Origin of the sequence: Sinorhizobium terangae (genome assembly GCF_009601505.1) — a bacterium.
GTDB classification, from domain to species: domain Bacteria; phylum Pseudomonadota; class Alphaproteobacteria; order Rhizobiales; family Rhizobiaceae; genus Sinorhizobium; species Sinorhizobium terangae.
This window is the reverse complement of sequence record NZ_WITC01000124.1, coordinates 14,697-39,407: the sequence shown is the minus strand read 5'-3', so window position 1 is coordinate 39,407 and position 24,711 is coordinate 14,697. Positions and strand designations below refer to the sequence as shown.

Sequence of the window (24,711 nt, the reverse complement as noted above, 5' to 3'; positions counted from 1 at the left end):
TCAAGAAGAGACGCACATGCGCCGGGGGTTAGCGTTAAACTGGCCTGAACCCAGTCCGCCCCACTTAAAGGAGCAATCCGGCGCGTGGACGGAATTTCAGGCTTTAAAAGAAGGCGATCCGGCAGGAGCCGATGATGGCTTTCTTCAAATCTTCCTTTGCAAGGCCGCGTCGATCAACGTCTTCGCCGCCTGGAATGCCGCCTCTATACTCATTTCGGAAGTGTCAAGCAAGTGCGCATCCGCGGCCGGCCGAAGCGGGCTGTCGGCCCGGCCCATATCGCGCTCGTCGCGCTTTTTCACATCCGCGAAGATCGCGTCGTAATCGGCCGAGCCACCGCCGGCGACGATCTCGTCGTAACGCCGTTTCGCCCTGACTTCCGGCGAGGCCGTCACGTAGAGCTTCACGGCGGCGTCAGGGCAGACGACGGTGCCGATATCGCGCCCGTCGAGCACGGCTCCGGGTTCCCGCCGCGAAAACGCGCGCTGTGCCTCGACGAGCGCGCGACGAACGGCTGGCATCACCGCGATCTTCGACGCCGCCTCGCCGATCGCGTGGGCGGACAGCACCGACCGGTCGAGACCGGAAAGGTCGACATTGCGCGCCATCTTCTCGGCAACCGCCTCGTCATCGAGCGGCAGCCCGGCATCGAGAAGCGCCTTGGCGGTGGCGCGATAGGTAAGCCCGGTATCGAGGTGGTGGAAACCGTATTCCTCGGCAACCCGGCGTGAGAGCGTTCCCTTGCCGGCCGCAGCGGGCCCGTCGATGGCGATTATGAAAGTCATCAAGCGATCTTGGCTTCCGTCTGTTCGATCTTCGCGCCCAGCCCCGTCATCAGATCCATAAACTCCGGGAAGCTGGTTGCGATCATCGTCGCGTCGTCGACGGTCACCGGATGTTCGGACGCGAGCCCCATGACGAGGAAGCTCATGGCGATGCGGTGGTCGAGATGGGTTTTGACCTTGCCACCGGAAGCATTGCCGAGTCCCTTGCCGCCGGGGCGGCCGCGGACGACCAGCGAGGCCTCGCCCTCGTCGCAGTCGACGCCGTTGAGCTTCAGGCCATCGGCGACGGCGGAGAGGCGGTCGGATTCCTTGACGCGCAGCTCATCGAGGCCGTTCATGACGGTCGAGCCTTCGGCGAAGGCAGCGGCCACGGCAAGCACTGGATACTCGTCGATCATCGACGGGGCACGTTCTTCGGGCACGGTGACGCCCTTCAGCTCCGAATAACGCACGCGGAGATCGGCGACGTCCTCGCCGCCGGCGAGGCGCGCATTCATGACTTCGATGTTGGCGCCCATCTCCTGCAGCGTCAGGATGAGGCCCGTGCGCGTCGGATTCATCAAGACGTTCAAAATGGTGACATCCGAGCCCGGCACGAGAAGGGCGGCCACCAGCGGGAAGGCCGTCGAGGACGGATCGCCTGGGACATCGATCACCTGGCCAGTCAGCCTGCCGCGCCCTTCGAGGCGAATGGTGCGCACGCCTTCTGCGTCGGTCTCGACCGTCAGGTTGGCGCCGAAACCCTGCAGCATCTTTTCCGTATGGTCGCGCGTCATCACCGGCTCGATGACGGTGGTGATGCCAGGCGTGTTGAGGCCGGCGAGCAGGACAGCCGATTTCACCTGGGCGGAGGCCATCGGCACGCGATAGGTGGTCGGGTTCGGCGTCTTCGGTCCATGCAGCGTTACCGGCAGCCGGTCGCCCTCGGCCGATTTCACCTGGACGCCCATTTCCCTCAGCGGGTTCAGCACGCGCCCCATCGGCCGCTTTGTGAGCGAGGCATCGCCGATGAAAGTGGAGTCGAAATCATAGACGCCGACAAGGCCCATGGTCAGCCGGCAGCCGGTGCCGGCATTGCCGAAATCGAGCGGCGCTTCCGGCGCGAGCAGCGCGCCGTTGCCGACGCCGTCGATAATCCAGGTGTCGCCCTCCTTGCGGATCTTGGCGCCCATGGCCTGCATCGCCTTGCCGGTGTTGATCACGTCCTCGCCCTCGAGCAGGCCGGTGATGCGCGTCTCGCCCGCGGCAAGACCGCCGAACATGAAGGAGCGATGCGAGATCGACTTGTCGCCGGGAATGCGGACCGTGCCCTTGAGATCGGAAGACTTGCTTGCGGTGGCAGGCCGCGGGCTTGAGCCATGGGACATGATGTTTTTCCTCTGACAATCCGGCTGCCGGCGGCCACGGAACATCACGCGCTTCTCGCGCGTTGGGAAGCGGACCGCCGGTCTCGCCGGCTCCCTAACATAAAGCGCAAATAGGGTCATCCTCCCGGACGAAGAAAATGCGAGCGAGGCCCGGCCGAAGTTTGTCTTTGACAGAAGTCGTCAAGACGATTATGGGGACCGGCTAATCATCATAAGCTTGATAACTTTCCACCCGCCGGCTTTCCGGCAAGAGCCGGTTCGTCCGGCCATTCAAGAGGCTTTGACTGTGGCAAAACCGGAACTTGGAACAAAGCGCATCGACCCGGAAACGGGGCGCAAATTCTACGATCTGAACCGTGATCCGATCGTCTCCCCCTATACGGGCAAGTCCTATCCGCTGTCCTTCTTCGAGGAGAGCTCCGTCGCCAAGGTGCTCGAGAAGGAGGAAGAGGAAGACGTAACGGAAGTCGATACGGAGAACACGGAAGTCGAGCTCGTCTCGCTCGAGGATGCCGACGACGAGGCATCGGGCGGCGACGACCTGCCGGATCTCGGTGACGACGATGTCGAGATCGACGGCGACGACGACGACACCTTCCTGGAGACCGACGAAGACGAGGACGACGACGATATGAGCGACCTCATCGGCGTCTCCGATGAGGACGAAGACGTCTAAGCGTTTCAAAAGACGGACAAAAGCCGCTTCGGCCGCGAGACTATGCGGCGGCCGGGGCAGACGGCCGGAAGAGAAAATAAATCGCACCGGCCATAAATTTTCGGCTTGCCATCTGCAAAAAGCAGAAGTAATAAGCCGCCACTCGCCGGACACAACGCCCGACGATCTTCCCGGAACCGGCACTGCCGGACCCTGATGGGGCTATAGCTCAGCTGGGAGAGCGCTTGCATGGCATGCAAGAGGTCAGCGGTTCGATCCCGCTTAGCTCCACCAAACCTTCTTTGCATCCCAATAATCTACCCAGATGACAATCGGCATGTGACCGGTCTTGCGTGCAGGGACGCGCGAGAGCGAAAAACGGCGTCCGACGACCTACCGATCGATGCTCGCAATGCGCCGGCCGCGATGGGCAGTCTTACTGCATGTTTCCTTAAATCGTACCCGATCTGAGGACAAAACATGCAGCAATTGAAGTGCTGCAGCGTCCTTTGTGCGCCTGAAAAGACACACGGCGCTTTAGGAAACCCCAAAGCAAAGAAGCAGGGCATCTTCACATGCGCTTCCGCAGGAAAGTGAAAATGCGCCGTGATATATTGCGGCCGATGCTCGTCCGGTATGGCGGGAGCAGAGGCATGAGGGTCATCATCTCCGCCGTCGTGGCGTGGCAACGCGATCGTAAACAGCGTCATCGGCGCACCGGATCGGCAAATCGGGAGGGGATCGACGCACTGCAGACCACAACAGGCGGTTTGGCGCAGCAGCAAGACGCCGCCAAAGCATGGAGGTTCCCCAATGCCTTTGTTCATCGTGCGCCATCAGCATTCGCCCGAAGCGTGCCCCGCGCGCGATCCGGCCATGGGCGCGATGCTGCTGAACCATCTGAGCCGGCCGAGCGCCGCTCGCCATGGCGTGGCCATCAAGGGCGAGGCCGTGGTCCGCGGTGCCCACTCGCTGTTCTTCATCGCCGAGGCGGCGGATGAGGCCGTCCTACAAGCATTCTTGACGCCGTTCCGGCAAGCCGGCGAGGTCGAAGTGATGCCGGCATCGACCTGCGCCGAGGTCGTGGCGAGCGGCGGCTGCGATGCACACCCGACGCAGGTTTCAACCACATCGCTCGACCCGGCGGATGCTTGCCAGGACGCCATCGAGGCGGGACTTGTGGTTCATAGCGCCTATCCACTGAACGGCGAGACATCGGTGCGGGACCTCGCGGGCGGGGCCGTGATGCCCAATGGCCGGTTCTACTTGCGCAACCACTTCGATATTCCGAAACTCGACGGCGAGAGTTATCGCCTCTCGGTCGGCGGTATGGTCGAAAGGCCGCTGAGCCTGCGTATGAGGGACCTTCACAATCTTCATGCCGAGAGTCTCGTGGTGACCCTCGAATGCGCTGGTAACGGCCGCAGCCTGTTCGATCCGGCCGTGCCGGGCGAACCCTGGGGCCTGGGCGCCGTCAGTACCGCCGAATGGACCGGCGTTCCCTTGATCGAAGTGCTCGAACGGGCAGGCCTCAGACCCGGCGCAACGGAACTCACGTTCCGCGGCGCGGACGGCGGGCTCGTCGACGGTCACGATACGCCGATTCGTTTCGAACGCGGCCTCAGCTTCGACCAGATTCGCGAAGCGGGCGCGCTGCTTGCCTACGAGATGAACGGCGAACCGCTGTCGTCACCTCACGGCTATCCGCTGCGGCTGATCGTGCCCGGCTGGTATGCCGTGGCATGCGTCAAGTGGCTGACCGAGATCGTTGTTAGCGACAAGCCCTGCGAAGCCTACTATCAGACGGAGAAGTACTGGTACGAATGGGTGCGGAACGGGCGCGACGAGCGCGCGCCGGTGACGCTCATGAATGTGCGGGCGCTGATCGCTTCGCCCGATCGAGGAGAGAGCCTGCCGCGCGGGGAGACGGCGATCCGCGGCGTCGCCTGGTCTGGCGCCGGGAGCATCTGTCGGGTCGAGGTAAGCCTGAACGGCGGTCCATGGCACGAGGCACGACTCTTGGGCGAACGGCGGCCGGGGGCATGGCAATGGTGGGAGTTGATCACGCGGCTCGATCGGATCGGGCCGCTCGCCGTTCGGGCACGCGCCACCGACATGAGCGGCCGAATCCAGCCTGAGCGCGCCGAGTGGAACCGTATGGGCTACGGCAACAACTCGATCCACTCCGTCGCCGCACGGGTGATCTGACACCGAGCGCGAGCGCGCGCTCGACGAGACCTCTGGTCAGCACAACGTCGCCGAGACGGATGCCGTCCAAAGCGTAGTGCCGGATGTCCGCCCGATTGCGCGGTTGATGCATTCACAAAATCTTAACCAGCGACACTGGAGAACAAGGGTCCGATGTTCCTCGTCTCCAAAATCTTCTGGCTCCTTGCCCAGCCGCTCTCCCTCGCCTTCTTCAGCGTCCTGATCGGCTTTCTGCTGGCGCTGCTGGGCCGCGCACGCATCGGCGGCGTTTTCGGCTCGCTTGGCCTCATGGTGCTGTTCCTGACCCTGTTCACGACAACAGGCTCTTACTTCCTGCAGATCCTCGAAGACCGGTTTCCCCGCCCCTCCCCGCCGGCGGAGCTTACCTGCATCATCGTGCTTGGCGGCGCCTTCGAGAACGTGGTGATCGATGGGCGCGGCGGCATCGAACTCAACCAGGCGGCGGAGCGCTTCGTCGAGACCGCCCGGCTTGCCAGGGCCTATCCTGCCGCGCGCATCCTCGTGTCGGGCGGAGACGGTTCGTTGAGCGGTGGCTATGCAGGCGACGCGGAGCTCTCGCGGCCGTTCTTCGACGCGTTCGGTATCGCGCCTGATCGTCTCGTCCGCGAGGAAAACTCGCGCACCACCTTCGAGAATGCGCGCAACACCAAGGATTTGTTGGGCGCGAACCAAATGGAGCACTGCGCGCTTGTCACCTCGGCCTACCACATGCCGCGCTCGATCGGCCTCTTCCGTTCGTTCGGCATCGACGTGATGCCTTGGCCGACGGACTATCGGACGAGCGGCAAGGTGAAGCTCGGCGTCGACTTCACCCAGCCCTCACTCAATGCGCAACTGACGACGACCGCCGCCAAGGAATGGACCGGACTGCTTGCCTACTATCTGCTTGGCCGGACGCAGACGATCCTGCCACGATAGGCTTTTGCGATAGATCGCGGTGAGCGCCCTCTAAGTCCCCTCTCCCGCCTGCGGGGAGAGGGCTACTGCATGTTTCCTTAAATCGTAGCCGATTTAAGGAAACATGCAGCAATTCAAAGTGCTACAGCGTCCTTTGCGCGTCTGATAAGACGCGCGGCGCTGTAGGGTGAGGAGCAAGATCCTCAACTCGCTCTGTCATATCCTTGGGCCTTCCGCCCCGCTGACTTATTCCCGGCGTTGCGCTAATGATCGCGGATAGCGTCAACCCGGGCTCGGCGCAGTCCAGAGCGGAGTACCCATGCCGATCCTCGAAATTCTTGACTATGCCGGCGTGGCCGTCTTCGCGGCGACAGGTGCGCTTTCGGCATCGCGCAAACAACTCGATATCATTGGCTATCTGTTCCTGGCATCGGTCACCGGCATTGGCGGCGGCACGATGCGCGACGTGATCCTGGGCGCGACACCGGTGTTCTGGGTGTTGAACCCGGCCTATCTCATCATCTGTGCCTCGGTCGGGTTCTTGGTGTTCCTCACATCCCACCGCTTCGAGTCTCGCTACCGCGTGCTTGTGTGGCTCGATGCGATCGGCCTTTCGGCCTATTGCGTCATGGGCGCTGCGAAGGGGTTGGCCGCCACTGGCTCGCCGACCGTCGCGGTGGTCACCGGCATCCTGACGGCGACCTTCGGCGGCATCCTGCGCGATCTGCTCGCCGGCGAGCCCTCCGTGCTCTTGAGACCGGAAATCTACGTCACCGCGGCCCTTGTCGGCGCCGGGGCCTTCGTTCTGGCGACGGTGATCGGCATGCCGCTCGCAGCGACCTCCGCGATCGGCGTGCTCTCGGCCTTCGCGGTTCGCGGCGGCGCGTTGCGCTATGGCTGGACGCTGCCGACCGGCAAGGCCGGCCCCGGTCGCCACCCGAACGACGTGATGTAGAAGTCTTGGATATCCCGGGGCCTTCGGCGTCCGACGGACGCGGCGTCGTTCCTGTGGTCAGCGATCGGACTTGCGACGCAGGCGGACCACGACATCGACATGGGAGATTTCCATGCCTTCCGGAGGCTCCGGAAGATTGTCGATCTGGATATTGCTCACCGGAATGTCGAGCACCTCATTCTGCCCTTCGACGAAGAAATGATGATGGTCGGACACGTTGGTGTCGAAATAGGTCTTGGCGCTCTCGACCGCCAGCACGCGGATCATGCCCGCTTCGGTGAACTGGTGAAGCGTGTTGTAGACGGTGGCAAGCGAAACCGGGACGCCGGCCTCGACCGCCTCTTCGTGCAGTTCCTCGACGGTCAAATGACGGTCGCCCTTTGCGAAAATGAGATCCGCAAGCGCGACGCGCTGGCGTGTCGGGCGCAAGCCCGAATTGCGCAGCCTCTCCTGCGAACACATTTGTGGTGCTTTCGTCATACGCAGCCGTTTCGGTATCCTGGCCAAAATTCACAGATTATCCGTGTGCGATATAACTTCTGCCGCCGCCGCTTTCAATAGATTCCGAGCTTCCAGGGGTGCAAACGCCTGAAAATCGGCCCAAAGCGGGGGAAGGCTGGCATTTAACTCTGGTCGTGCCCACATTCATATTGTAAGCGACGGCGGAACGATGTCGCCAATAAGAGCCGCATGAGAGAAAAAGTGAAGCGGGTTTTCGCCGCCATCCGCACTACCTTATAGGATATCGTCGAAGCGGAAACTGCGGCAGACGGGATTGCCATTGGCGCAGGGCCACGCTTCAATTCAGCCCGAACTTGCTCTAAAGCAGGTCGGGGAACACTCAGTCACTCGGGGAAATAACCATTCATGACCACCAGACAATCCAGCTTCAGCTATGAGGAAATCCTGACCTGCGGCCGAGGTGAAATGTTTGGCCCCGGCAATGCCCAGCTGCCGTTGCCGCCGATGCTGATGTTCAACCGCATCACCGACATCTCGGAAACCGGAGGCCCGCACGACAAGGGCTACATCCGCGCCGAGTTCGACATCACGCCGGACCTCTGGTTCTTCCCCTGCCACTTCATGGGCGACCCCGTCATGCCCGGCTGCCTCGGCCTCGATGCCATGTGGCAGCTGACGGGATTCTTCCTCGGCTGGCTCGGCGAGCCCGGCAAGGGCCGAGCGATCTCCACCGGCGAGGTGAAATTCACAGGTATGGTGACGCCAAAGACCAAGCTGGTCGAATACGGCATCGACTTCAAGCGCGTGATGCGCGGCCGCCTGGTGCTCGGCATTGCCGACGGCTGGATGAAGGCCGATGGCGAAGTGATCTACAAGGCCAGCGACCTCAGGGTCGGTCTTTTCCAGGAAAAGGCCGACTGAGCCGCAAAAAGGCCAGGACGGGTTCAAGTTAAGAAAAGGTCATTACCATGAGACGGGTTGTTGTCACGGGCCTCGGCATCGTTTCCTCGATCGGTAACAATGCCGAGGAAGTCACGGCATCGCTGCGCGATGCGAAATCGGGCATCACGTATTCGCCCGATTTCGCCGAGAATGGCTTCAAGTGCCATGTCTGGGGGGCACCCACGCTCGACCCGACCGACCTCGTCGACCGGCGTGCCATGCGCTTCCTGTCGCAGGGCGGCGCCTGGAATCACGTGGCGATGAAGCAGGCAATCGCAGATTCCGGGCTTGAAGCCGGCGACATCACCAACGAACGCACCGGCATCATCATGGGCTCGGGCGGTCCTTCGACCCGCACCATCGTCGAGGCTGCCGACGTCACGCGCAAGAACACGAGCCCCAAGCGCATCGGCCCCTTCGCGGTGCCGAAGGCGATGTCCTCGACGGCCTCGGCCACGCTTGCGACCTGGTTCCAGATCCATGGCGTCAACTACTCGATCTCGTCCGCCTGCTCGACCTCGGCGCATTGCATCGGCAATGCCGCAGAAATGATCCAGTGGGGCAAGCAGGACGTGATGTTCGCAGGCGGCCACGAGGATCTCGACTGGACCATGTCGAACCTCTTCGATGCCATGGGCGCGATGTCCTCGAAGTTCAACGATACGCCGTCCTCGGCCTCGCGCGCCTATGACGCCAACCGCGACGGCTTCGTGATTGCCGGCGGCGCTGGCGTTCTGGTGCTCGAGGAGCTGGAGCGTGCCAAGGCCCGCGGCGCCAAGATCTATGCCGAGATCGTCGGCTATGGCGCAACCTCCGATGGTTACGACATGGTTGCCCCGTCCGGTGAGGGCGCCGTGCGCTGCATGCGCCAGGCGCTCGCGACCGTGAAGGGCGACATCGACTACATCAACACCCACGGAACCTCGACGCCAGTCGGCGACTCCAAGGAAATCGGCGCCATTCGCGAAGTCTTCGGCGAAAGGATGCCGCATATCCAGTCGACCAAATCTCTCACGGGCCATTCGCTGGGCGCTGCCGGCGTCCAGGAATCGATCTACGGCCTGTTGATGATGCAGGCCGGTTTCATCGGCGAAAGCGCGCATATCAGCGAGCTCGACCCGGAGTTCGAAGGCGTACCGATCGTTCGCAAGCGGATCGACAACGCCAAGATCGACACGGTTCTTTCGAACTCCTTCGGTTTCGGCGGCACCAACGCCACGCTCGTCTTCCAGCGCTACAACGGATAACACAATGAACGGACTGATGAACGGAAAGCGCGGCCTCATCATGGGTGTGGCCAACAACCATTCTATTGCCTGGGGAATCTCGAAGGCGCTCGCCGCCCAGGGCGCCGAACTCGCCTTCACCTATCAGGGCGAAGCGCTAGGCAAGCGGGTCAAGCCGCTCGCCGCAGAAGTCAATTCCGACTTCCTCCTGCCCTGCGACGTCGAGGACATCGCCTCGGTCGACGCCGTGATCGCCGCCATCAGGGAGCGCTGGGGAAAGCTCGACTTCGTCGTTCACGCCATCGGCTTCTCCGACAAGAACGAGCTGAAGGGGCTCTACGCGGACACCACGCGCGACAATTTCAGCCGCACCATGGTCATCTCCTGCTTCTCCTTCACCGAGATCGCCAAGCGCGCCGCCGAGCTGATGAACGAAGGCGGCACGATGCTGACGCTCACCTATGGCGGCTCGACGCGGGTCATGCCGAACTACAATGTGATGGGCGTTGCCAAGGCGGCGCTCGAAGCCTCGGTGCGCTATCTCGCGGCCGACTACGGCACCCGCGGCATCCGCGTCAACGCGATCTCGGCCGGGCCGATCCGTACGCTCGCCGGCGCCGGCATCTCGGACGCCCGCGCGATGCTGTCCTGGCAGCAGAAGAATTCGCCGCTGCGCCGCACGGTGACGATCGACGATGTCGGCAATTCGGCGCTCTACCTTCTCTCCGATCTTTCGCGCGGCGTCACCGGCGAAATCCACTATGTGGATTCCGGCTACAACATCACCTCCATGCCGACGCTCGAGGCATTGCGCACCGCCGACGTGGAGTAAGACAGCCGATCCGGGTTACTCACCAGACGTACTTCCGCACGGAAAGCCACCACACACTTTTCCTGAATTGCCCGAACCCGGATCAGGCCGCCGTCCAGCCCCAGATCAATCCGAAAAGAACGGCCAGGAGCGCGAGGCCAACAATGGCTGTCGCGCCACGCATGTGTCGCAGCCTTCCCGGCGCAAGCGGCACGCGATAGAGTTTGCGGAGGAACGGGAGCGGAACTTCCGACGTCGCGCCATGTCCCTCGGCATGCTTGATATCGCGCGCAATGACCTCTTCAACATCTTCCATCATAGGGGGTCGAGCGGGTCCAAATCCCATCGCCTGCTCCTCTCCTGCAAAGACGCACCGACCCGGCCATGGTGTTCCTGATCGTCCTTGCTGGCAACTGGAAACGGCGCGTCGCGGCAAGCGACGGCGCTCTCCGGAGCGTGTACATTCATCTGGACGCTAACTCTTTGAACGCTAGCGCTTCGCCCAGAGAACCTTGAAGCGTGCATTGCGGCAGGTCTCGCCGCTCTCCTTGAAGTTTTCCGCGAGAACCTGCTCGTAGGGCAGACCGCGATTGGCGACCAGCATCAGCCTGCCGCCGTGCTTCAGGGCTTTGGTGGCCGATCTGATGATCCCGGCACCGAGCGACGGCTCTGCGGCGTGCCCCTCGTGGAAGGGCGGGTTCATGACGATCAGGTCGTATTTGTCGCGCGTCTCCTCACTGGTGAGGTCGTGCCAATAGAAACGGGCCGGTATCGAGGGGGCGTTCGCCATCATGTTGACGCGCGCGGCCTCCAGCGCTTCATAGTCCGCCTCGAAGAGATCGATGCCCTTCACGCCCGGCGAGGCGTGGGCGAGCATCACCGAAAGATAGCCCCAGCCGGCACCGAAATCGGCCGCGTGGCCGGTAAAATCCTTGGGGAGCCGCGAGGCAAGAAGCTCCGAACCGGGATCCACCCGATCGTGCGAGAACATGCCAGGCGACGCCTCGAACAGGCCGTCGACACGCACCGGTACTTTGGCAAGCTGGGACACGGCCTCCGACACGTCTTCTGGCCGGGTGAACCAGAAGGCGACGCCATGATATTTCGGCAGCGAGTCCCCGTCCCAGCCGAACTTGCCGATCTTCTTGCGCAGCGGCTGGATCCCGTCCTCCTTGCCGCCTGCAACCACGACCAATGCGCCAGCGCGGGTGCGCTTGAGCGCCTCGGCGATCCGATCCTCGTTTTCGCCCTTGTGCTTGCCACAGAGCACCAGCGCGGCGTCATACTCGTCGCCCTCGGCGAGCGGAGTCACGTTGGCGCGTGCCGCTTCCAGCGCGCGATAGAGCGACCTTAGAGGCTGCACGGCAGCGATCGAGGCGGAAAAGTCCTGCGGCAGCCTGTAGCCCGCCTCGGCCCCGAGAAAGAGCACGCGTTCGTCCTCACCCGGCGGATCGATGACGCCGGTGTCGAAAGGGTGAAATAGGGTTTTCAGTGCGTCGCGGCTCATGGGGCTTCCGTTGGATTCGGTGCTGCCGAGAGGCCCCTCCCCAACCCCTCCCCACAGGGGGGAGGGGCTTACCGGGTGCGCCCACTGTTCACCAATCCAACGGTTCCGCAAGTTCGGATGTTGAGTTGGGCGAACGAGGGCCATGCGCGACAGCCCCTCCCCCTTGTGGGGAGGGTTGGGGAGGGGTGATAAATGGGAGGCGTATGGCTACACCCCGGATGCGTTCGGCTTATTCGGCCGCTTCGCCACCGTCCTTCTTCTCCGCCTTCTCGGCGACGACCTCCTTGCCGGTCGCCTGATCGACGACCTTCATGGAGAGGCGAACCTTGCCGCGCTCGTCGAAGCCCATCAGCTTGACCCAGACCTTGTCGCCTTCCTTGACGACGTCGGTCGTCTTGGCGACGCGCTCGGACGCGAGCTGCGATATGTGGACGAGGCCGTCGCGGGCGCCGAAGAAGTTGACGAAGGCGCCGAAATCAGCGGTCTTGACGACCGTGCCTTCATAGATCTGGCCGACTTCCGGCTCGGCGACGATCGAGTGGATCCACTTGCGAGCCGCTTCGATCTCCTTGGCGGAGGCGGATGCAATCTTGACCGTACCGTCGTCTTCGATGTTGATCTTGGCGCCGGTCTTTTCGACGATCTCGCGAATGACCTTGCCGCCCGAACCGATGACTTCACGGATCTTGTCGACCGGGATGTTCATCACTTCGATGCGCGGGGCGAATTCACCGAGCTGGCCGCGGCTTTCGGAGATGGCCTTGGCCATTTCGCCGAGGATGTGCATGCGGCCGCCCTTGGCCTGGTTGAGGGCAACACCCATGATCTCTTCGGTGATGCCTTCGATCTTGATATCCATCTGCAGCGAGGTGATGCCGGCCTCGGTGCCCGCAACCTTGAAGTCCATATCGCCGAGATGGTCTTCGTCGCCCAGGATGTCGGAGAGAACGGCGAAGCGGTCATCTTCCTTGATGAGGCCCATGGCGATACCGGCGACGGGCTTTGCAAGCGGAACGCCTGCATCCATCAGCGCCAGCGACGTGCCGCAGACAGTGGCCATCGACGAGGAACCATTGGACTCGGTGATTTCGGAGACGACGCGCAGCGTATAGGGGAACTGTTCCGCCGTCGGCAGCATCGGGTGGATGGCGCGCCAGGCGAGCTTGCCGTGACCGATTTCACGACGGCCCGGGGAACCCATGCGGCCCGTTTCACCGACCGAGAAGGGCGGGAAGTTGTAGTGCAGCATGAAGTTTTCCTTGTACATGCCGGTCAAGGAATCGACATACTGCTCGTCTTCGCCGGTGCCGAGCGTGGCAACCACGATTGCCTGCGTCTCGCCGCGGGTGAAGAGCGAGGAACCGTGCGTGCGCGGCAGGATGCCGACTTCGGCGACGATTGGGCGGACCGTGACGAGGTCGCGGCCGTCGATGCGGCTCTGCGTGTCGAGGATGTTCCAGCGAACGATCTTGGCCTGCAGATGCTTGAAGACGGCAGCGATTTCTTCCGCCGTGTGAGGAGGATTTTCGATGCCTTCCGGCAGGAAGTGTTCCTTCACCTTGGCCTTGACGGCGTCGACGGCGGCGTAGCGCGCAGCCTTCTCGGTGATCTTGTAGGCGTTGCGCAGCTCGTCTTCGGCAATGACGAGCATGGCGTTTTCGAGCGCGGAATGATCTTCCGGTTCGAACTCGCGCGGCTCCTTAGCCGCAACTTCGGCAAGCTTGATGATCGCGTCGATCACCGGCTGGAAGCCCTTCTGGCCGAAGACGACGGCGCCGAGCATGATGTCTTCCGGCAGCTCCTTGGCTTCCGACTCGACCATCAGCACGGCTTCCTGGGTGCCGGCGACGACGAGATCGAGCGAGGATTCATCCATCTCGTCGAGATGCGGGTTCAGCACATACTCGCCGTTGATGTAGCCGACGCGGGCGCCGCCGATCGGGCCCATGAAAGGGATGCCGGAAAGCGTCAGCGCGGCGGAGGCCGCAACCATCGAAACGACGTCCGGATTGTTCTCCAGGTCATGCTGCATGACCGTGACGATCACCTGGGTGTCGTTCTTGTAGCCTTCCGGAAAGAGCGGACGGATCGGCCTGTCGATCAGGCGGGAAACGAGCGTTTCGTTTTCGCTCGGGCGGCCTTCGCGCTTGAAATAACCGCCGGGAATCTTGCCGGCAGCGTAGGTCTTTTCCTGGTAGTTGACGGTGAGCGGGAAGAAATCCTGGCCCGGCTTCGGTGCCTTGGCCGAAACGACGGTGGCAAGCACCACCGTTTCGCCGTAGGTGGCGAGAACGGCACCGTCAGCCTGACGCGCGATCTTGCCGGTTTCGAGCTTGAGCGGACGCCCTGCCCATTCGATTTCTACCTTGTGGGTCTCGAACATGTTCTGTCCTTCGTGTGCGGGAGACCTTCCGCGGCTTTTGCAGCGCGGATGATCTGAGAGCCGCTTGGTGGTGGCGCATCACGGGCAAGACAACGGGAGGCTTCTAAACAAACCGGCTCGATTCCGTCTCGCCGTGCTGCCCGCGTGGCAGCTCCGGCGCGCGGGCGCCGAAGCATCCTGCAATCCTGCCCCATGACGGGCCATCGGTTGATCCGCGATACCGGCCCATCCGGTTCGCTGGACATTCTCTCCAATCCTCGCGCCACAGGCGCCAGCGGAGAGACAATTCTGCCGCGCGGTTGCGTCCTTTCAGACGCACAAAAGTCGCTGCAGCACTTTGAATTTCTGCATGTTTCTATCCTTCAATCGGCCCCGATTTAAGGAAGCATGCAGCAGGCGATCAAGCGCCCAATAAAAAGCCGGCGGACCGCAAGCGGCCCGCCGGACAAAGTCGTTTAGCGACGGATGCCCAGGGCACCGATCAGCTTGGTGTAGCGCGCTTCGTCTTTCTTCTTCAGATAGTCGAGGAGCGAACGACGGCTGGAAACCATCGCGAGAAGACCACGGCGGGAATGGTTGTCCTTCTTGTGGCCCTTGAAGTGTTCGGTCAGGTTGTTGATCCGTTCCGTCAGGAGCGCAACCTGGACTTCCGGAGAACCGGTGTCGCCTTCAGCGGTCGCGAATTCCTTGATGAGCTGAGCCTTGCGCTCTGCAGTAATCGACATCGGATGATCCTTTCGTTTCGAGGATTTCGGGGTCGCCGGCAGCCGGGATGTCGTCCAGCCGCGGCCGTTCATACGAAGAGGCAGTCCCCTTCGCTGGCGTGCCTATAAACGAAATGGATCGAAAAGGAAAGGGTCATGGAACCCGGCGTCCGGAGGGGGCACGCCACGCTTCAATTGCCGGTTGGCTGAAGGCGCGCTCGCCGGTTTCCGGGAATCGAGGGTGCCATCCGACAAACCCTTGAAAAGCGCCCGCGTCCATCACTCTCGCCGTCAACTTCCGGTTTCGGCCGGTACGTCGCCCCTGCTGCTGCGCGGAATCCGGATGGTCCATTCGATGCCGTCCGGGTGCATCGTCCTTTCGAGCTCAGCCCCAAGCGCCATGCCGAGCATACGCTCGAGCACGACCGTTCCGAAACCCGTTCGCCCGGGAGTTTGTTTCGGCGGCGCAATATCCGCTCCCTCTTCGCGCCAACGGATAGCGATCATTCCATCCGACACTGACCAGTCGAGCCTGATGATACCGGTCGCGTTGGCAAGGGCGCCGTATTTGGTCGCGTTGGTCGCCAGTTCGTGCAGCGCCATACCGAGCATCTGAGCCACTTGCGTTTCCAACCGCAAGGCCGGACCGGTGAGGACGATGCGCTTCGGGTCGTCGGGGGTAAAAGGTTGCAGCTGATCCTGCGCCAGTTCTTGGAGATCGACACCGAGGGCAGCATTGGCGACCATCAGGTCGGTCGATCGGGCAAGTCCGGCAATCCGCTTTCGAAACGCCTCGGCGAATTCCGACGCGCTCTCGGCGGAACTGGCGGACTGGTTCAGCATTGATTGAATGACAGTGAGCTGATTCTTGGAGCGGTGCGCAACCTCCCTCATCAGAAAGCGGATTTCCCCTTCAGCCTTGGTGCGCGCTGCGGCCGCCCGGGCGAACGCCCTCGATACGTCCTCGACCTCGGTAATCATGTAGCGACGCGGTTTGATCGGCTCGCCGGCGCCGAGGCGCCGGGCGTCCATGGCAAGCAGCTTCACCCCCTGCGAGAGCAGGCGGGCGATGGTCAGCGAACCCGCGACCGCGATGCTTGCGAAAATGATGCCGCCGAGCGACAACCAGAGGAACGACCACACTATCGGCGCATCGACAACCTGACGCGGCGCCCAGGCGACGATGCGCCATCCGGTCACGATGGAAAACTCGGTCGCGACGCGGTAGTCCGCGCCGTTTTCGCTGATGTTGGCAACGCCGATGCTGATCGCCGGCAGCTTCTCGAGGAAGAATGTGTCGCCCGCTTTGACCGCGGCATCAGAAGACACGATCACCTTTCCGCTGCCATCCACCAGTGCGGCATTCCAGCCGGGCGACAGCGTGTCGCGGTTGACAGCCTTCGCCATCCCGTCAGCGTCTTGCGTCAAGGCCAACAGATAGCTCTCCCCGGTTGAAAGACTGACCGGAAGATAGACATTGAAGGCCCATCGCCCGTCGGTCTTGTCGAAAAACACGCCGGAGACGAGCGGACCCTTGTTCTTGAAGGCAAGTTCGATCGACTCCGGATCGGACGCCTGTCCAAGCGGCGCACCGAAGGGAAGTCGGGTATTCAGTCTCTGATTGCGGTTCCTGTCTATGACAATCAGATTGGAATCACTGTCGGCCAAGGCGACGGAAGCGCGGCCGTAAAAGGCGCGCATGTCGCGCAACTCCATCGCGCTCGATGTCGAAAGAACCTTGAGCGTCGTCAGCATGCCCTCGATCTCGCGCTCGACGATGCGCGCGACCGAGCCGGTCGAGGCGTTCAGGAGCGATGTCACGACCTGCTCCTGTGCATCCATGCTGCGTTTCAGGATGACGAAGGAGAAGATGAAGGAAGGGATGATCGCGACCAGCAGCAGCGAAATCAGATAGAAGCTGAACGGCCGGCGGAGACGGTCCCGAACGAAGGCGGCTGCGGCCTGCAAGCCGCCGCGCGAAGCTTCTCCGTGGTCCTTCCCTGACACCTCAGTCACCCGGGCCGCCTTTCACCGTCTATCGTCGCGCCGCCGGCGGCCAACGATCAAACGAGGTCCCGTGGCTCCTGTGCGTCGGCCGCACAACCGCCACGAGTTGGCGCATGGCAAGATCGCGATCTCGGATTGAGCTCGATCGCCGCGAACGGCCATATCCGCAGCTTGCGCCGAACAGATCGAATCGTCACCCGCGATCATGCGTCAGCGTTCCAGCAAACGCAAACCGCCTGCAGCGTCGCGCGTCTTTTCAGACGCGCAAAGGACGCCATAGCACTTTGAATTGTTGCATGTTTTATCCTTGAATCGGTTCCGATTTAAGGAAATGTGCGGTCGTGCCGACGGATCAGGACGTCGCAAACACGCGCCTTGGCCGGAATTCGCCTTCGGCAATCTCGCCGATCGCCACGAGCTTGCCGCGCGCCGTCGCATAGGCCTCGGGAGCAGGCAATGGTGCCTCGCGTCCGCGCAGGATGATCGGATTGCCCATCTTGAGGCGGTGCGCCTGATCGTCATTGACGGCGATGTGCGGCAGGCCGGAAAGAGCCTCGCCCGTCTCGATCAGGAAGTCATCCAGCGCCGCGAGCCTCTCGGCATCGTCCTCGATCTTCTCCAGCGCAACGAGGTCGGCAAGCGGCACCATGTCATCCTCGCCGAAGGGAGCGACGAACGTGCGGCGCAGCGAGGCTATATGTCCGAAGCAGCCGAGATCGCGGCCCATGTCGCGGGCAAGCGAGCGAACATAGGTTCCCTTGCCGCATTCGATCTCGAAATGCGCGAGATGCGGTGTGCATCCGATCAGTGACAGCCGGAAGACCTCCACTTCGCGGGCCGGAATTTCCACCGCTTCCCCGTCGCGGGCGAGATCGTAGGCGCGTTCGCCGTCAATCTTGATCGCCGAGAATTGCGGCGGCACCTGGCTGATCACGCCGGTGTATTTCGGCAGCAGGGCGCGGATCGCCTCTTCCGTCGGCCGCTCCGCCGAGGAACGGATGACGTCGCCCTCGAGATCGTCGGTCGTCCGCTCCTCGCCCCAGGCGACGGTGAACTCGTAGATCTTGCGCCCATCCATCACGTAGGGAACGGTCTTCGTCGCGTCACCAAGCGCGATCGGCAGCATGCCGGAGGCGAGCGGATCGAGCGTGCCGGCGTGACCCGCCTTCTGCGCCTTGAACAGCCACTTGATCTTCGAAACGGCCTCGGTGGAACCAAAGTCGAGCGGCTTGTCGAGGATCAGCCAGCCCGAGATCGGGCGACCCTTGGGTTTGCGCGGTTTGGACATGGATCTTTCTTATTCTTCGTCGTCGGTATCGGAATCGAGGTCGCGGCTGACTTCGGGCGAGCGCAGCAGCTCATCGATCTTCTGGTAATTTTCGAAGCTGGTATCGTCGCGGAAGCGGACTTCCGGCATGTATTTCATCTGCCGCAGCTGCGGCCCGAGCCGTCCGCGGATGAACTTCGCGTTCCGGTTCAATGCCTCGATTACCGCGCCATGATCGCTCATGCCGAGCGGGGTCACATAGGCCGTGGCGATCTTCAGATCCGGCGACATGCGCACCTCGGAAATGGAAATCACCGTCTTCTCGATCAAGGGATCACGCACCTCGCCACGCTGCAGAACCTGCGTGATCGCGGCGCGCACCTGTTCTCCCACGCGCAGCATGCGCTGGGAAGGGGCGGAGGATGTGGATTTGGTCATCGTGCTCACCTCGGATCACGTCATGACCTTGGATTGAATCCACTCAAGACCACAGACGGGATCGATTTCAAATGAAACGCGGAATGCGGGCGGAAACCGCCCGCGCTTTTCTCATCCCGCTTCAAAAAATGCGAGCGCCGAACAGAAGCCGGCGCCCGCACAGTCTCGAACCGGACGGATATCAGAGTGTGCGCGTAACGTGTTCGACGCGGAAGCACTCGATCGTATCGCCGGCGCGGATGTCTTCGTAGTTCTCGAAGGCCATGCCGCATTCCTGGCCGGCCTGGACTTCCGAGACTTCGTCCTTGAAGCGCTTGAGCGTCTTGAGCTTGCCCTCGTGGATGACGACGTTGTCGCGCACCAGACGGACGCCGACACCACGCTCAACCTTGCCCTCGGTGACACGGCAACCCGCGACCTTGCCGACCTTGGTGATGTTGAACACCTCCAGGATCTCGGCATTGCCGAGGAAGGTCTCGCGCCGCTCGGGCGACAGGAGACCCGACATCGCCGCCTTCACGTCATCCACCAGATCGTAGATGATGTTGTAGTAGCGGATTTCGATGCCGGAACGCTCGGCCGCATCGCGCGCCTGCTTGTTGGCGCGGACGTTGAAGCCGATGATCGCAGCGTTCGAAGCTTCGGCGAGCGAGATATCGGACTCGGTGATACCACCGGCACCCGAATGCACGACGCGCGCCCGAACCTCGTCGGTGCCGAGCTTTTCGAGAGCGCCGGCGATCGCTTCGATCGAGCCCTGCACGTCGCCCTTGATGACCAGCGGGAACTCCTTCATGCCGGAAGCATGGAGCTGACTCATCATCTGCTCGAGCGAACCGCGCGAGCCGGACTGGCGCGCAACCGCCTTTTCGCGTGCAAGCCGCTGGCGATATTCGGAAATCTCGCGCGCACGGCTTTCGTTCTCGACGACCGCGAACTTGTCGCCGGCCGCCGGCGTACCGGAGAGGCCGAGGACTTCAACCGGGGTCGACGGGCCCGCGGACTTCACATGCTCCCCCTTGTCGTTGACCAGCGCGCGCACGCGACCCCACTGGTCGCCGGCGACGATGATCTGACCGGGGGTCAGCGTACCCTTCTGGACGAGAACGGTTGCAACCGCACCGCGGCCGCGATCGAGCTCGGCTTCGACCACCGTACCCTCGGCCGTCCGGTTCGGATTGGCCTTGAGGTCGAGGATTTCGGCCTGCAGCAGGATCGCCTCGAGCAGCTTGTCGAGGTTGGTGTGGTTCTTCGCCGAGACTTCGACGTCGAGAACTTCACCGCCCATCGATTCAACGAAGACCTCGTGCTGCAGCAACTCGGTGCGGACCTTCTGCGGGTTCGCCGTCGGCTTGTCGATCTTGTTGATCGCCACGATGATCGGCACGTTGGCCGCCTTGGCGTGGTTGATCGACTCGATCGTCTGCGGCATCACGCTGTCATCGGCAGCCACGACGAGGACGGCAATGTCCGTCGCCTGGGCGCCGCGGGCACGCATGGCCGTGAAGGCGGCGTGGCCGGGGGTGTCGATGAAGGTGATCTTCTGACCGTTCTGTTCGACCTGATAGGCACCGATGTGCTGGGTGATGCCGCCGGCTTCACCGGCCACCACGTTGGCGTGGCGGATCGCATCGAGCAGCGACGTCTTGCCGTGGTCGACGTGACCCATGATCGTGACGATCGGCGGGCGCGCCTCCATCGTCTCTTCGGTGTCGGCGATGTTGAAGATGCCCTCTTCGACGTCCGATTCCGAGACGCGCTTGACCGTGTGGCCGAATTCGCCGGCAATGAGCTCGGCGAGATCGGCATCGATCAGGTCGCCCGGCTTCATCATCTGGCCTTCCTTCATCAGGAACTTGATGACGTCGACGGCGCGTTCGGACATGCGCTGCGACAGTTCCTGAATCGTGATGGTTTCCGGCAGAACGACTTCGCGCGAGATCTTTTCGCGGGTCTCCTGCATCTGGCTGCGTTTGAACTTCTCCTGCCGGCGGCGCATCGCCGAGAGCGAACGGCCGCGCTGACCGCCATCCTCGTCGACGGCGGCCGTCAAGGTCAGCTTGCCCTGGCGACGGCCATCGTCGCCCTTCGGGCGGGTGACCGGCTTCGCGGGCTCCGGACGCGCGACCTTGCCCCGAGCGGGACCGGCGCCGCGCGAACCGCGATCTTCCTCTTCATCGTCACCGGCACGGCGGCCACGAGGCGCGGCTCCGCCCGGCGCCTGCGGGGCGGCCGGAGCCGGGCGCGGCGGTTGCGGCCGCGTGTCGGGACGGCGTTCGGCCGTAACGGCGGGCGCAGCAGCGGCCGGCCGCTCTTCCTCGACTTTTTCGGCGACGGCCGCCGGGCGCGCTGCCTCTTCGGCGGCGCGGCGAGCAGCCTCTTCCTTTTCGCGGGCGAGACGTTCTTCTTCCTCGCGCCGGCGCAGGACTTCCTCCTCGGCGCGGCGCTTGGCTTCCTCGGCGTCACGGATCTGCGCTTCGGCGAGCGCGCGGCGGCGGGCCTCGATCTCGCCTGCGGAAAGATCGTTCAGCACGACGCCGACACGCGAACGGTTCTGCTCCTGGCGCGGCTGATGCGGCTGCGGCTGCGGCGCAGGCCGTCCGGACGGCTGCGGCGGAACAGGACGCTGCTCGGCCTGGCGGGCGGCAGGCGTCGCAGCGGCCGGCGTGATCGGCCGCTCGTCCTTGTGACGCGCCAGACCGAATTTCTTCTTGGTCTCGACCACGACCGCCTTGGTGCGGCCGCGGCCCATATCCTGACGCACTGTCCCCTGCTGAACCCCGGAGGGTTTCAGGGTCAGCGTCTTCTTGCCCGCTACGCTGAGTGTCTTGTCGTCTTTGTTATCGGTCATTCCGTTCCGTTCCTAGCGATCAGGGCCGGATGCGAAACACCTGACCCTGTCTTCCAAATTGTCTCAAACAATGCTCACGATGCCGGCCCTTGCCGGTGACGCGTATCATTGCTGTGGCTTGCCAGCGCCGCCTTCGGCCCGGACCGGGACGGATCCTCGGTACTTTTCGAGCATGATTGCGCGCTTCACTACACCCTCACCCGCCTGCCCTGCAAGCGCTGCGGCATGGATAAAAGCATTACTTCCCAAAAGCCCATCCATTTCCGCCGCCGTGAAGGGGCGGAATGCGGCTATCTCCTTTTCGTCCTCGGCGACGAAACTCATCGCCTTGCGAGCCTGATCGATCTTGCGGACACCGTCGGCGGCCGCATCAATGGCGTGGAAGACGGCGAGCGCTGCAAGTCCACGCACCGCCTGTTCCGTCTTCGTCGCCCCGGAAACGAACTGGCCGGCCTTGCGCGCCATGTTCATCATTCCGGCAAGCTGCTCGGCAAGCAGCCTGTCGACGTCGTCCGCCAGCGCCGCGTCGGCCCTGACATCGGCCTTGAGGGCGCGGGCGAAGAGCTTCTTCGCCACCGCCTTCTCGACAAGCGATCGCTCCGCCTTGATCCAGCATCCGCGCCCGGGAAGCTGCCGCTTCAGGTCCGGCACGACGCGTCCGTCAGGAGCGGCAACGAAGCGGATCAACTCGTCCGGCGAACCGCTCTCGCGACTGACGATGCAGGTCCGGGTGCTGCCGCTCCGGTCCTTCGGACCCTTGTCCGAAGGCAGGGTGTCAGCATCGGTTTCCGCTGTCATCGTGATCAGGCGTCCTGCTCGGCGCCTTCGGCGACCTCGATCGGCTCTTCTTCCGCCTCGCTTGCCAGATCCTCTTCGGTGATCCAGCCGGCGGCCAGGCGCGCCTGGACGATCATCGCCTCGGCCTCTTCACGGGTTACCTCGAACTTCGAGAAGATGCCCTCGAAGCGCTTGGTCTCGCCGTCCTTGCGCTCGGACCAGCCGACGAGATCGTCGGCGGCGCAACCGGCAAAGTCCTCGACGGTCTTGATGCCCTCTTCGCCGAGCGCGACCAGCATCTGGCTGGTCAGCCCATTGATCGTGCGCAGTTCATCGGCGACCCCGAGTTCCCTGCGCTTGGCGTCCATCTCGGCCTCGATCTTGTCGAGATACTCGCGGGCGCGGGTCTGGATCTCGGTCGCGGTCTCTTCGTCGAAACCGTCGATCGACGAGATCTCGTCCAGATCAACATAGGCGAGTTCCTCGACCTGGGCAAAGCCTTCGGAGGCGAGCACCTGGCCGACCATCTCGTCGACGTCGAGTGACTCCATGAAGAGCTGGGTCCGCTCGTTGAATTCCTTCTGACGCCGCTCGCTTTCCTCCTGCTCGGTGAGGATATCGATATCCCATCCGGTCAGTTGCGAAGCGAGGCGGACGTTCTGGCCGCGGCGGCCGATGGCGAGCGAAAGCTGCTCGTCCGGAACCACCACTTCGATGCGCTCGGCATCCTCATCGAGAACGACCTTGGCGACTTCCGCCGGCTGCAGCGCGTTGACGATGAAGGAGGCCGGATCCTGCGACCACGGAATGATGTCGATCTTCTCGCCCTGAAGCTCGCCGACGACGGCCTGGACGCGCGAGCCGCGCATACCGACGCAGGCGCCGACCGGATCGATCGACGAGTCGTTGGAGACGACAGCGATCTTGGCGCGCGAGCCGGGGTCGCGGGCAACCGACTTGATCTGAATGATGCCGTCGTAGATTTCCGGCACTTCCATGGTGAAGAGCTTGACCATGAACTGCGGATGCGTGCGCGACAGGAAGATCTGCGGCCCGCGCTGTTCACGGCGCACATCGTAGACGAAGGCGCGGACGCGGTCGCCGTAGCGCATGTTTTCGCGCGGAATCATCTCGTCGCGGCGGATGATGCCTTCGCCACGGCCGAGATCGACGATGACGTTGCCATATTCGACACGCTTCACCGTGCCGTTGACGATCTCGCCGACGCGGTCCTTGAATTCCTCGTACTGGCGGTCACGCTCGGCTTCGCGGACCTTCTGCACGATCACCTGCTTGGCCGACTGCGCGGCGATACGGCCGAAATCCATCGGCGGCAGCGGATCTGCGATGAAATCGCCGATCTTGGCGTCCGGGTTGCGATCGCGCGCAAGCTCAAGCGGGATCTGCGTCGAATAGTCGTCCGCCTTCTCGACCACTTCCAGAAGGCGCTGCAGACGGATTTCGCCGGTCTTCGAATTGATGTCCGCGCGAATGTTCGATTCCGAGCCATAACGCGAACGAGCCGCCTTCTGGATCGCATCCGCCATCGCGGCCAGAACGATCTCGCGGTCGATCACCTTTTCGCGTGCCACAGCATCTGCGATCTGCAGAAGTTCGAGCCGGTTAGCACTGACTGCCATATCTTGTCTCCGTCTGGTTGCAGGGGCCTTTGAAGCGCTCCCTGCCCTATTCGATAGGTGAATCTTCGTCTTCGAAATTCTGGTTGGCGGCGCGCGCGGCCTTCGCCTTCTTGTCGGCCGTCAACGCGTCGCGGATCAGGTCGTCGGTCAGGATCAGCCGGGCATCCGAAAGCGCCGTGAACGGGATCGCGACAACAGCTTCCTCACCGTAGGCGGGCTGATCCCGCTCGAGACGGAAGCCGTCCTCGTCCACCGACACGATCTTGCCGCGAAACCGCTTGCGACCTTCGACCATCACCGAAGTCTCGCATTTCATCAGATGGCCCTGCCAGCGGACGAAATCGGACTTGCGCACCATCGGGCGGTCGATGCCCGGCGACGACACTTCCAGATGATACGCCTTGTCGATCGGATCTTCCACATCGAGGACGGGCGAAATGGCCTTGGAAACCTCTTCGCAATCCTCGACCGTCATGGTGCCGTCGTTGCGCTCCGTCATGATCTGCAGCGTCAAGCCGTTCTGGCCGGACATGCGGACGCGCACGAGGCGGAAGCCCATCTGCACGAGCACAGGCTCGATGATGTCGGCAATGCGCTGATCGAGACCGGTTTCGGTGATCAACCGCGGTTCATTTGCATTTTCAGCCGTTGTCTTATCGGACAAACGATCGTCTCCTCATCGGACCGGCTAATAAAAAAGAGCGGGTCCTGACGGGCCCACTCTTCATCTAACCGATCAAGAATTTGAGGCTCATATACGCTTCATCGCCGCAAATTGCAAGGCTTGCGACCGCAACCACAGGAGCGGCG

The 24,711-nt window shown here is 62.8% G+C and carries 21 protein-coding genes and 1 tRNA gene; 8 read left to right on the top strand and 14 right to left on the bottom strand.

All coding sequences use genetic code 11. From position 1 onward, the window contains the following. Positions 1-144: 144 nt before the first annotated feature. Positions 145-783, bottom strand: a complete 639-nt coding sequence (gene cmk / locus GHK62_RS29380) for a (d)CMP kinase (protein WP_153442470.1) — start codon at positions 781-783, stop codon at positions 145-147. Next, a complete protein-coding gene (gene aroA, locus GHK62_RS29375; protein WP_153442469.1) occupies positions 783-2,150 on the bottom strand; it encodes a 3-phosphoshikimate 1-carboxyvinyltransferase in 1,368 nt (455 codons plus the stop codon). Before aroA ends, cmk begins: the two co-directional genes overlap by 1 nt. A 286-nt stretch (positions 2,151-2,436) precedes the next feature. On the opposite strand from aroA, the gene GHK62_RS29370 reads away from it, so the two are divergent. The 5 genes from GHK62_RS29370 (at position 2,437) to GHK62_RS29350 (ending at position 6,886) form a co-directional block, all read left to right on the top strand. Next, the gene (locus tag GHK62_RS29370) at positions 2,437-2,826 is read left to right on the top strand and encodes a TIGR02300 family protein (protein WP_184108403.1); all 390 of its coding nucleotides are present in this window, start codon (positions 2,437-2,439) and stop codon (positions 2,824-2,826) included. A 197-nt stretch (positions 2,827-3,023) separates the two neighbouring features. Then, positions 3,024-3,099: transfer RNA gene (locus GHK62_RS29365), tRNA-Ala, on the top strand. A 519-nt stretch (positions 3,100-3,618) separates the two neighbouring features. Beyond that, positions 3,619-5,013 (top strand): sulfite oxidase, encoded by a 1,395-nt coding sequence (locus GHK62_RS29360; RefSeq protein WP_153442467.1) that lies wholly within the window; start codon positions 3,619-3,621, stop codon positions 5,011-5,013. 153 nt (positions 5,014-5,166) lie between these two features. Further along, the gene (locus GHK62_RS29355; protein ID WP_153442466.1) at positions 5,167-5,952 is read left to right on the top strand and encodes a YdcF family protein; all 786 of its coding nucleotides are present in this window, start codon (positions 5,167-5,169) and stop codon (positions 5,950-5,952) included. 298 nt (positions 5,953-6,250) lie between these two features. Next, entirely contained in the window at positions 6,251-6,886 is a 636-nt protein-coding gene (locus GHK62_RS29350; protein WP_153442465.1) for a trimeric intracellular cation channel family protein, read from the top strand. A gap of 57 nt (positions 6,887-6,943) precedes the next feature. Here GHK62_RS29350 and irrA read toward each other — a convergent pair whose 3' ends face one another. Further along, positions 6,944-7,366, bottom strand: coding sequence for an iron response transcriptional regulator IrrA (irrA, locus tag GHK62_RS29345; protein ID WP_153442464.1), 423 nt, complete (start codon positions 7,364-7,366; stop codon positions 6,944-6,946). A gap of 387 nt (positions 7,367-7,753) precedes the next feature. Between irrA and fabA the strand changes: the two genes are divergently transcribed. From fabA to fabI, 3 genes are read left to right on the top strand one after another with little or no spacing between them, the layout of a single operon-like run. Continuing rightward, a complete protein-coding gene (gene fabA / locus GHK62_RS29340) occupies positions 7,754-8,269 on the top strand; it encodes a 3-hydroxyacyl-[acyl-carrier-protein] dehydratase FabA (protein ID WP_153442463.1) in 516 nt (171 codons plus the stop codon). 47 nt (positions 8,270-8,316) lie between these two features. Next, complete coding sequence (fabB, locus tag GHK62_RS29335) at positions 8,317-9,537, top strand: beta-ketoacyl-ACP synthase I (protein WP_153442462.1); 1,221 nt, start codon at positions 8,317-8,319, stop codon at positions 9,535-9,537. 4 nt (positions 9,538-9,541) lie between these two features. Continuing rightward, positions 9,542-10,348, top strand: coding sequence for an enoyl-ACP reductase FabI (fabI, locus tag GHK62_RS29330; protein ID WP_153442461.1), 807 nt, complete (start codon positions 9,542-9,544; stop codon positions 10,346-10,348). A gap of 82 nt (positions 10,349-10,430) precedes the next feature. Here fabI and GHK62_RS29325 read toward each other — a convergent pair whose 3' ends face one another. From GHK62_RS29325 to rimP, 11 genes are all read right to left on the bottom strand, one after another. Beyond that, on the bottom strand, positions 10,431-10,673 hold the full coding sequence (locus GHK62_RS29325) for a hypothetical protein (protein WP_153442460.1): 243 nt from the start codon (positions 10,671-10,673) through the stop codon (positions 10,431-10,433). Between the two features lie 144 nt (positions 10,674-10,817). Further along, on the bottom strand, positions 10,818-11,834 hold the full coding sequence (locus tag GHK62_RS29320; protein WP_153442459.1) for a class I SAM-dependent methyltransferase: 1,017 nt from the start codon (positions 11,832-11,834) through the stop codon (positions 10,818-10,820). A 229-nt stretch (positions 11,835-12,063) separates the two neighbouring features. Next, on the bottom strand, positions 12,064-14,217 hold the full coding sequence (pnp, locus tag GHK62_RS29315) for a polyribonucleotide nucleotidyltransferase (RefSeq protein ID WP_153442458.1): 2,154 nt from the start codon (positions 14,215-14,217) through the stop codon (positions 12,064-12,066). A gap of 455 nt (positions 14,218-14,672) precedes the next feature. Continuing rightward, a complete protein-coding gene (gene rpsO / locus GHK62_RS29310; RefSeq protein WP_136509269.1) occupies positions 14,673-14,942 on the bottom strand; it encodes a 30S ribosomal protein S15 in 270 nt (89 codons plus the stop codon). A 270-nt stretch (positions 14,943-15,212) separates the two neighbouring features. Continuing rightward, positions 15,213-16,937, bottom strand: coding sequence for a sensor histidine kinase (locus GHK62_RS29305; protein WP_184108402.1), 1,725 nt, complete (start codon positions 16,935-16,937; stop codon positions 15,213-15,215). Between the two features lie 343 nt (positions 16,938-17,280). Then, complete coding sequence (gene truB, locus GHK62_RS29300) at positions 17,281-18,216, bottom strand: tRNA pseudouridine(55) synthase TruB (protein ID WP_153442457.1); 936 nt, start codon at positions 18,214-18,216, stop codon at positions 17,281-17,283. Between the two features lie 9 nt (positions 18,217-18,225). Beyond that, complete coding sequence (gene rbfA / locus GHK62_RS29295) at positions 18,226-18,633, bottom strand: 30S ribosome-binding factor RbfA (protein ID WP_153442456.1); 408 nt, start codon at positions 18,631-18,633, stop codon at positions 18,226-18,228. 181 nt (positions 18,634-18,814) lie between these two features. Continuing rightward, positions 18,815-21,484: a translation initiation factor IF-2 gene (infB, locus tag GHK62_RS29290; protein WP_153442455.1), complete on the bottom strand. Its 2,670-nt coding sequence runs from the start codon at positions 21,482-21,484 to the stop codon at positions 18,815-18,817. A 105-nt stretch (positions 21,485-21,589) separates the two neighbouring features. Beyond that, positions 21,590-22,282, bottom strand: coding sequence for an RNA-binding protein (locus GHK62_RS29285; RefSeq protein ID WP_153442454.1), 693 nt, complete (start codon positions 22,280-22,282; stop codon positions 21,590-21,592). Positions 22,283-22,287: 5 nt separating this feature from the next. Then, positions 22,288-23,901, bottom strand: coding sequence for a transcription termination factor NusA (nusA, locus tag GHK62_RS29280; protein WP_153442453.1), 1,614 nt, complete (start codon positions 23,899-23,901; stop codon positions 22,288-22,290). A 46-nt stretch (positions 23,902-23,947) separates the two neighbouring features. Further along, the gene (gene rimP / locus GHK62_RS29275; protein WP_153442452.1) at positions 23,948-24,565 is read right to left on the bottom strand and encodes a ribosome maturation factor RimP; all 618 of its coding nucleotides are present in this window, start codon (positions 24,563-24,565) and stop codon (positions 23,948-23,950) included. Positions 24,566-24,711: the final 146 nt, after the last annotated feature.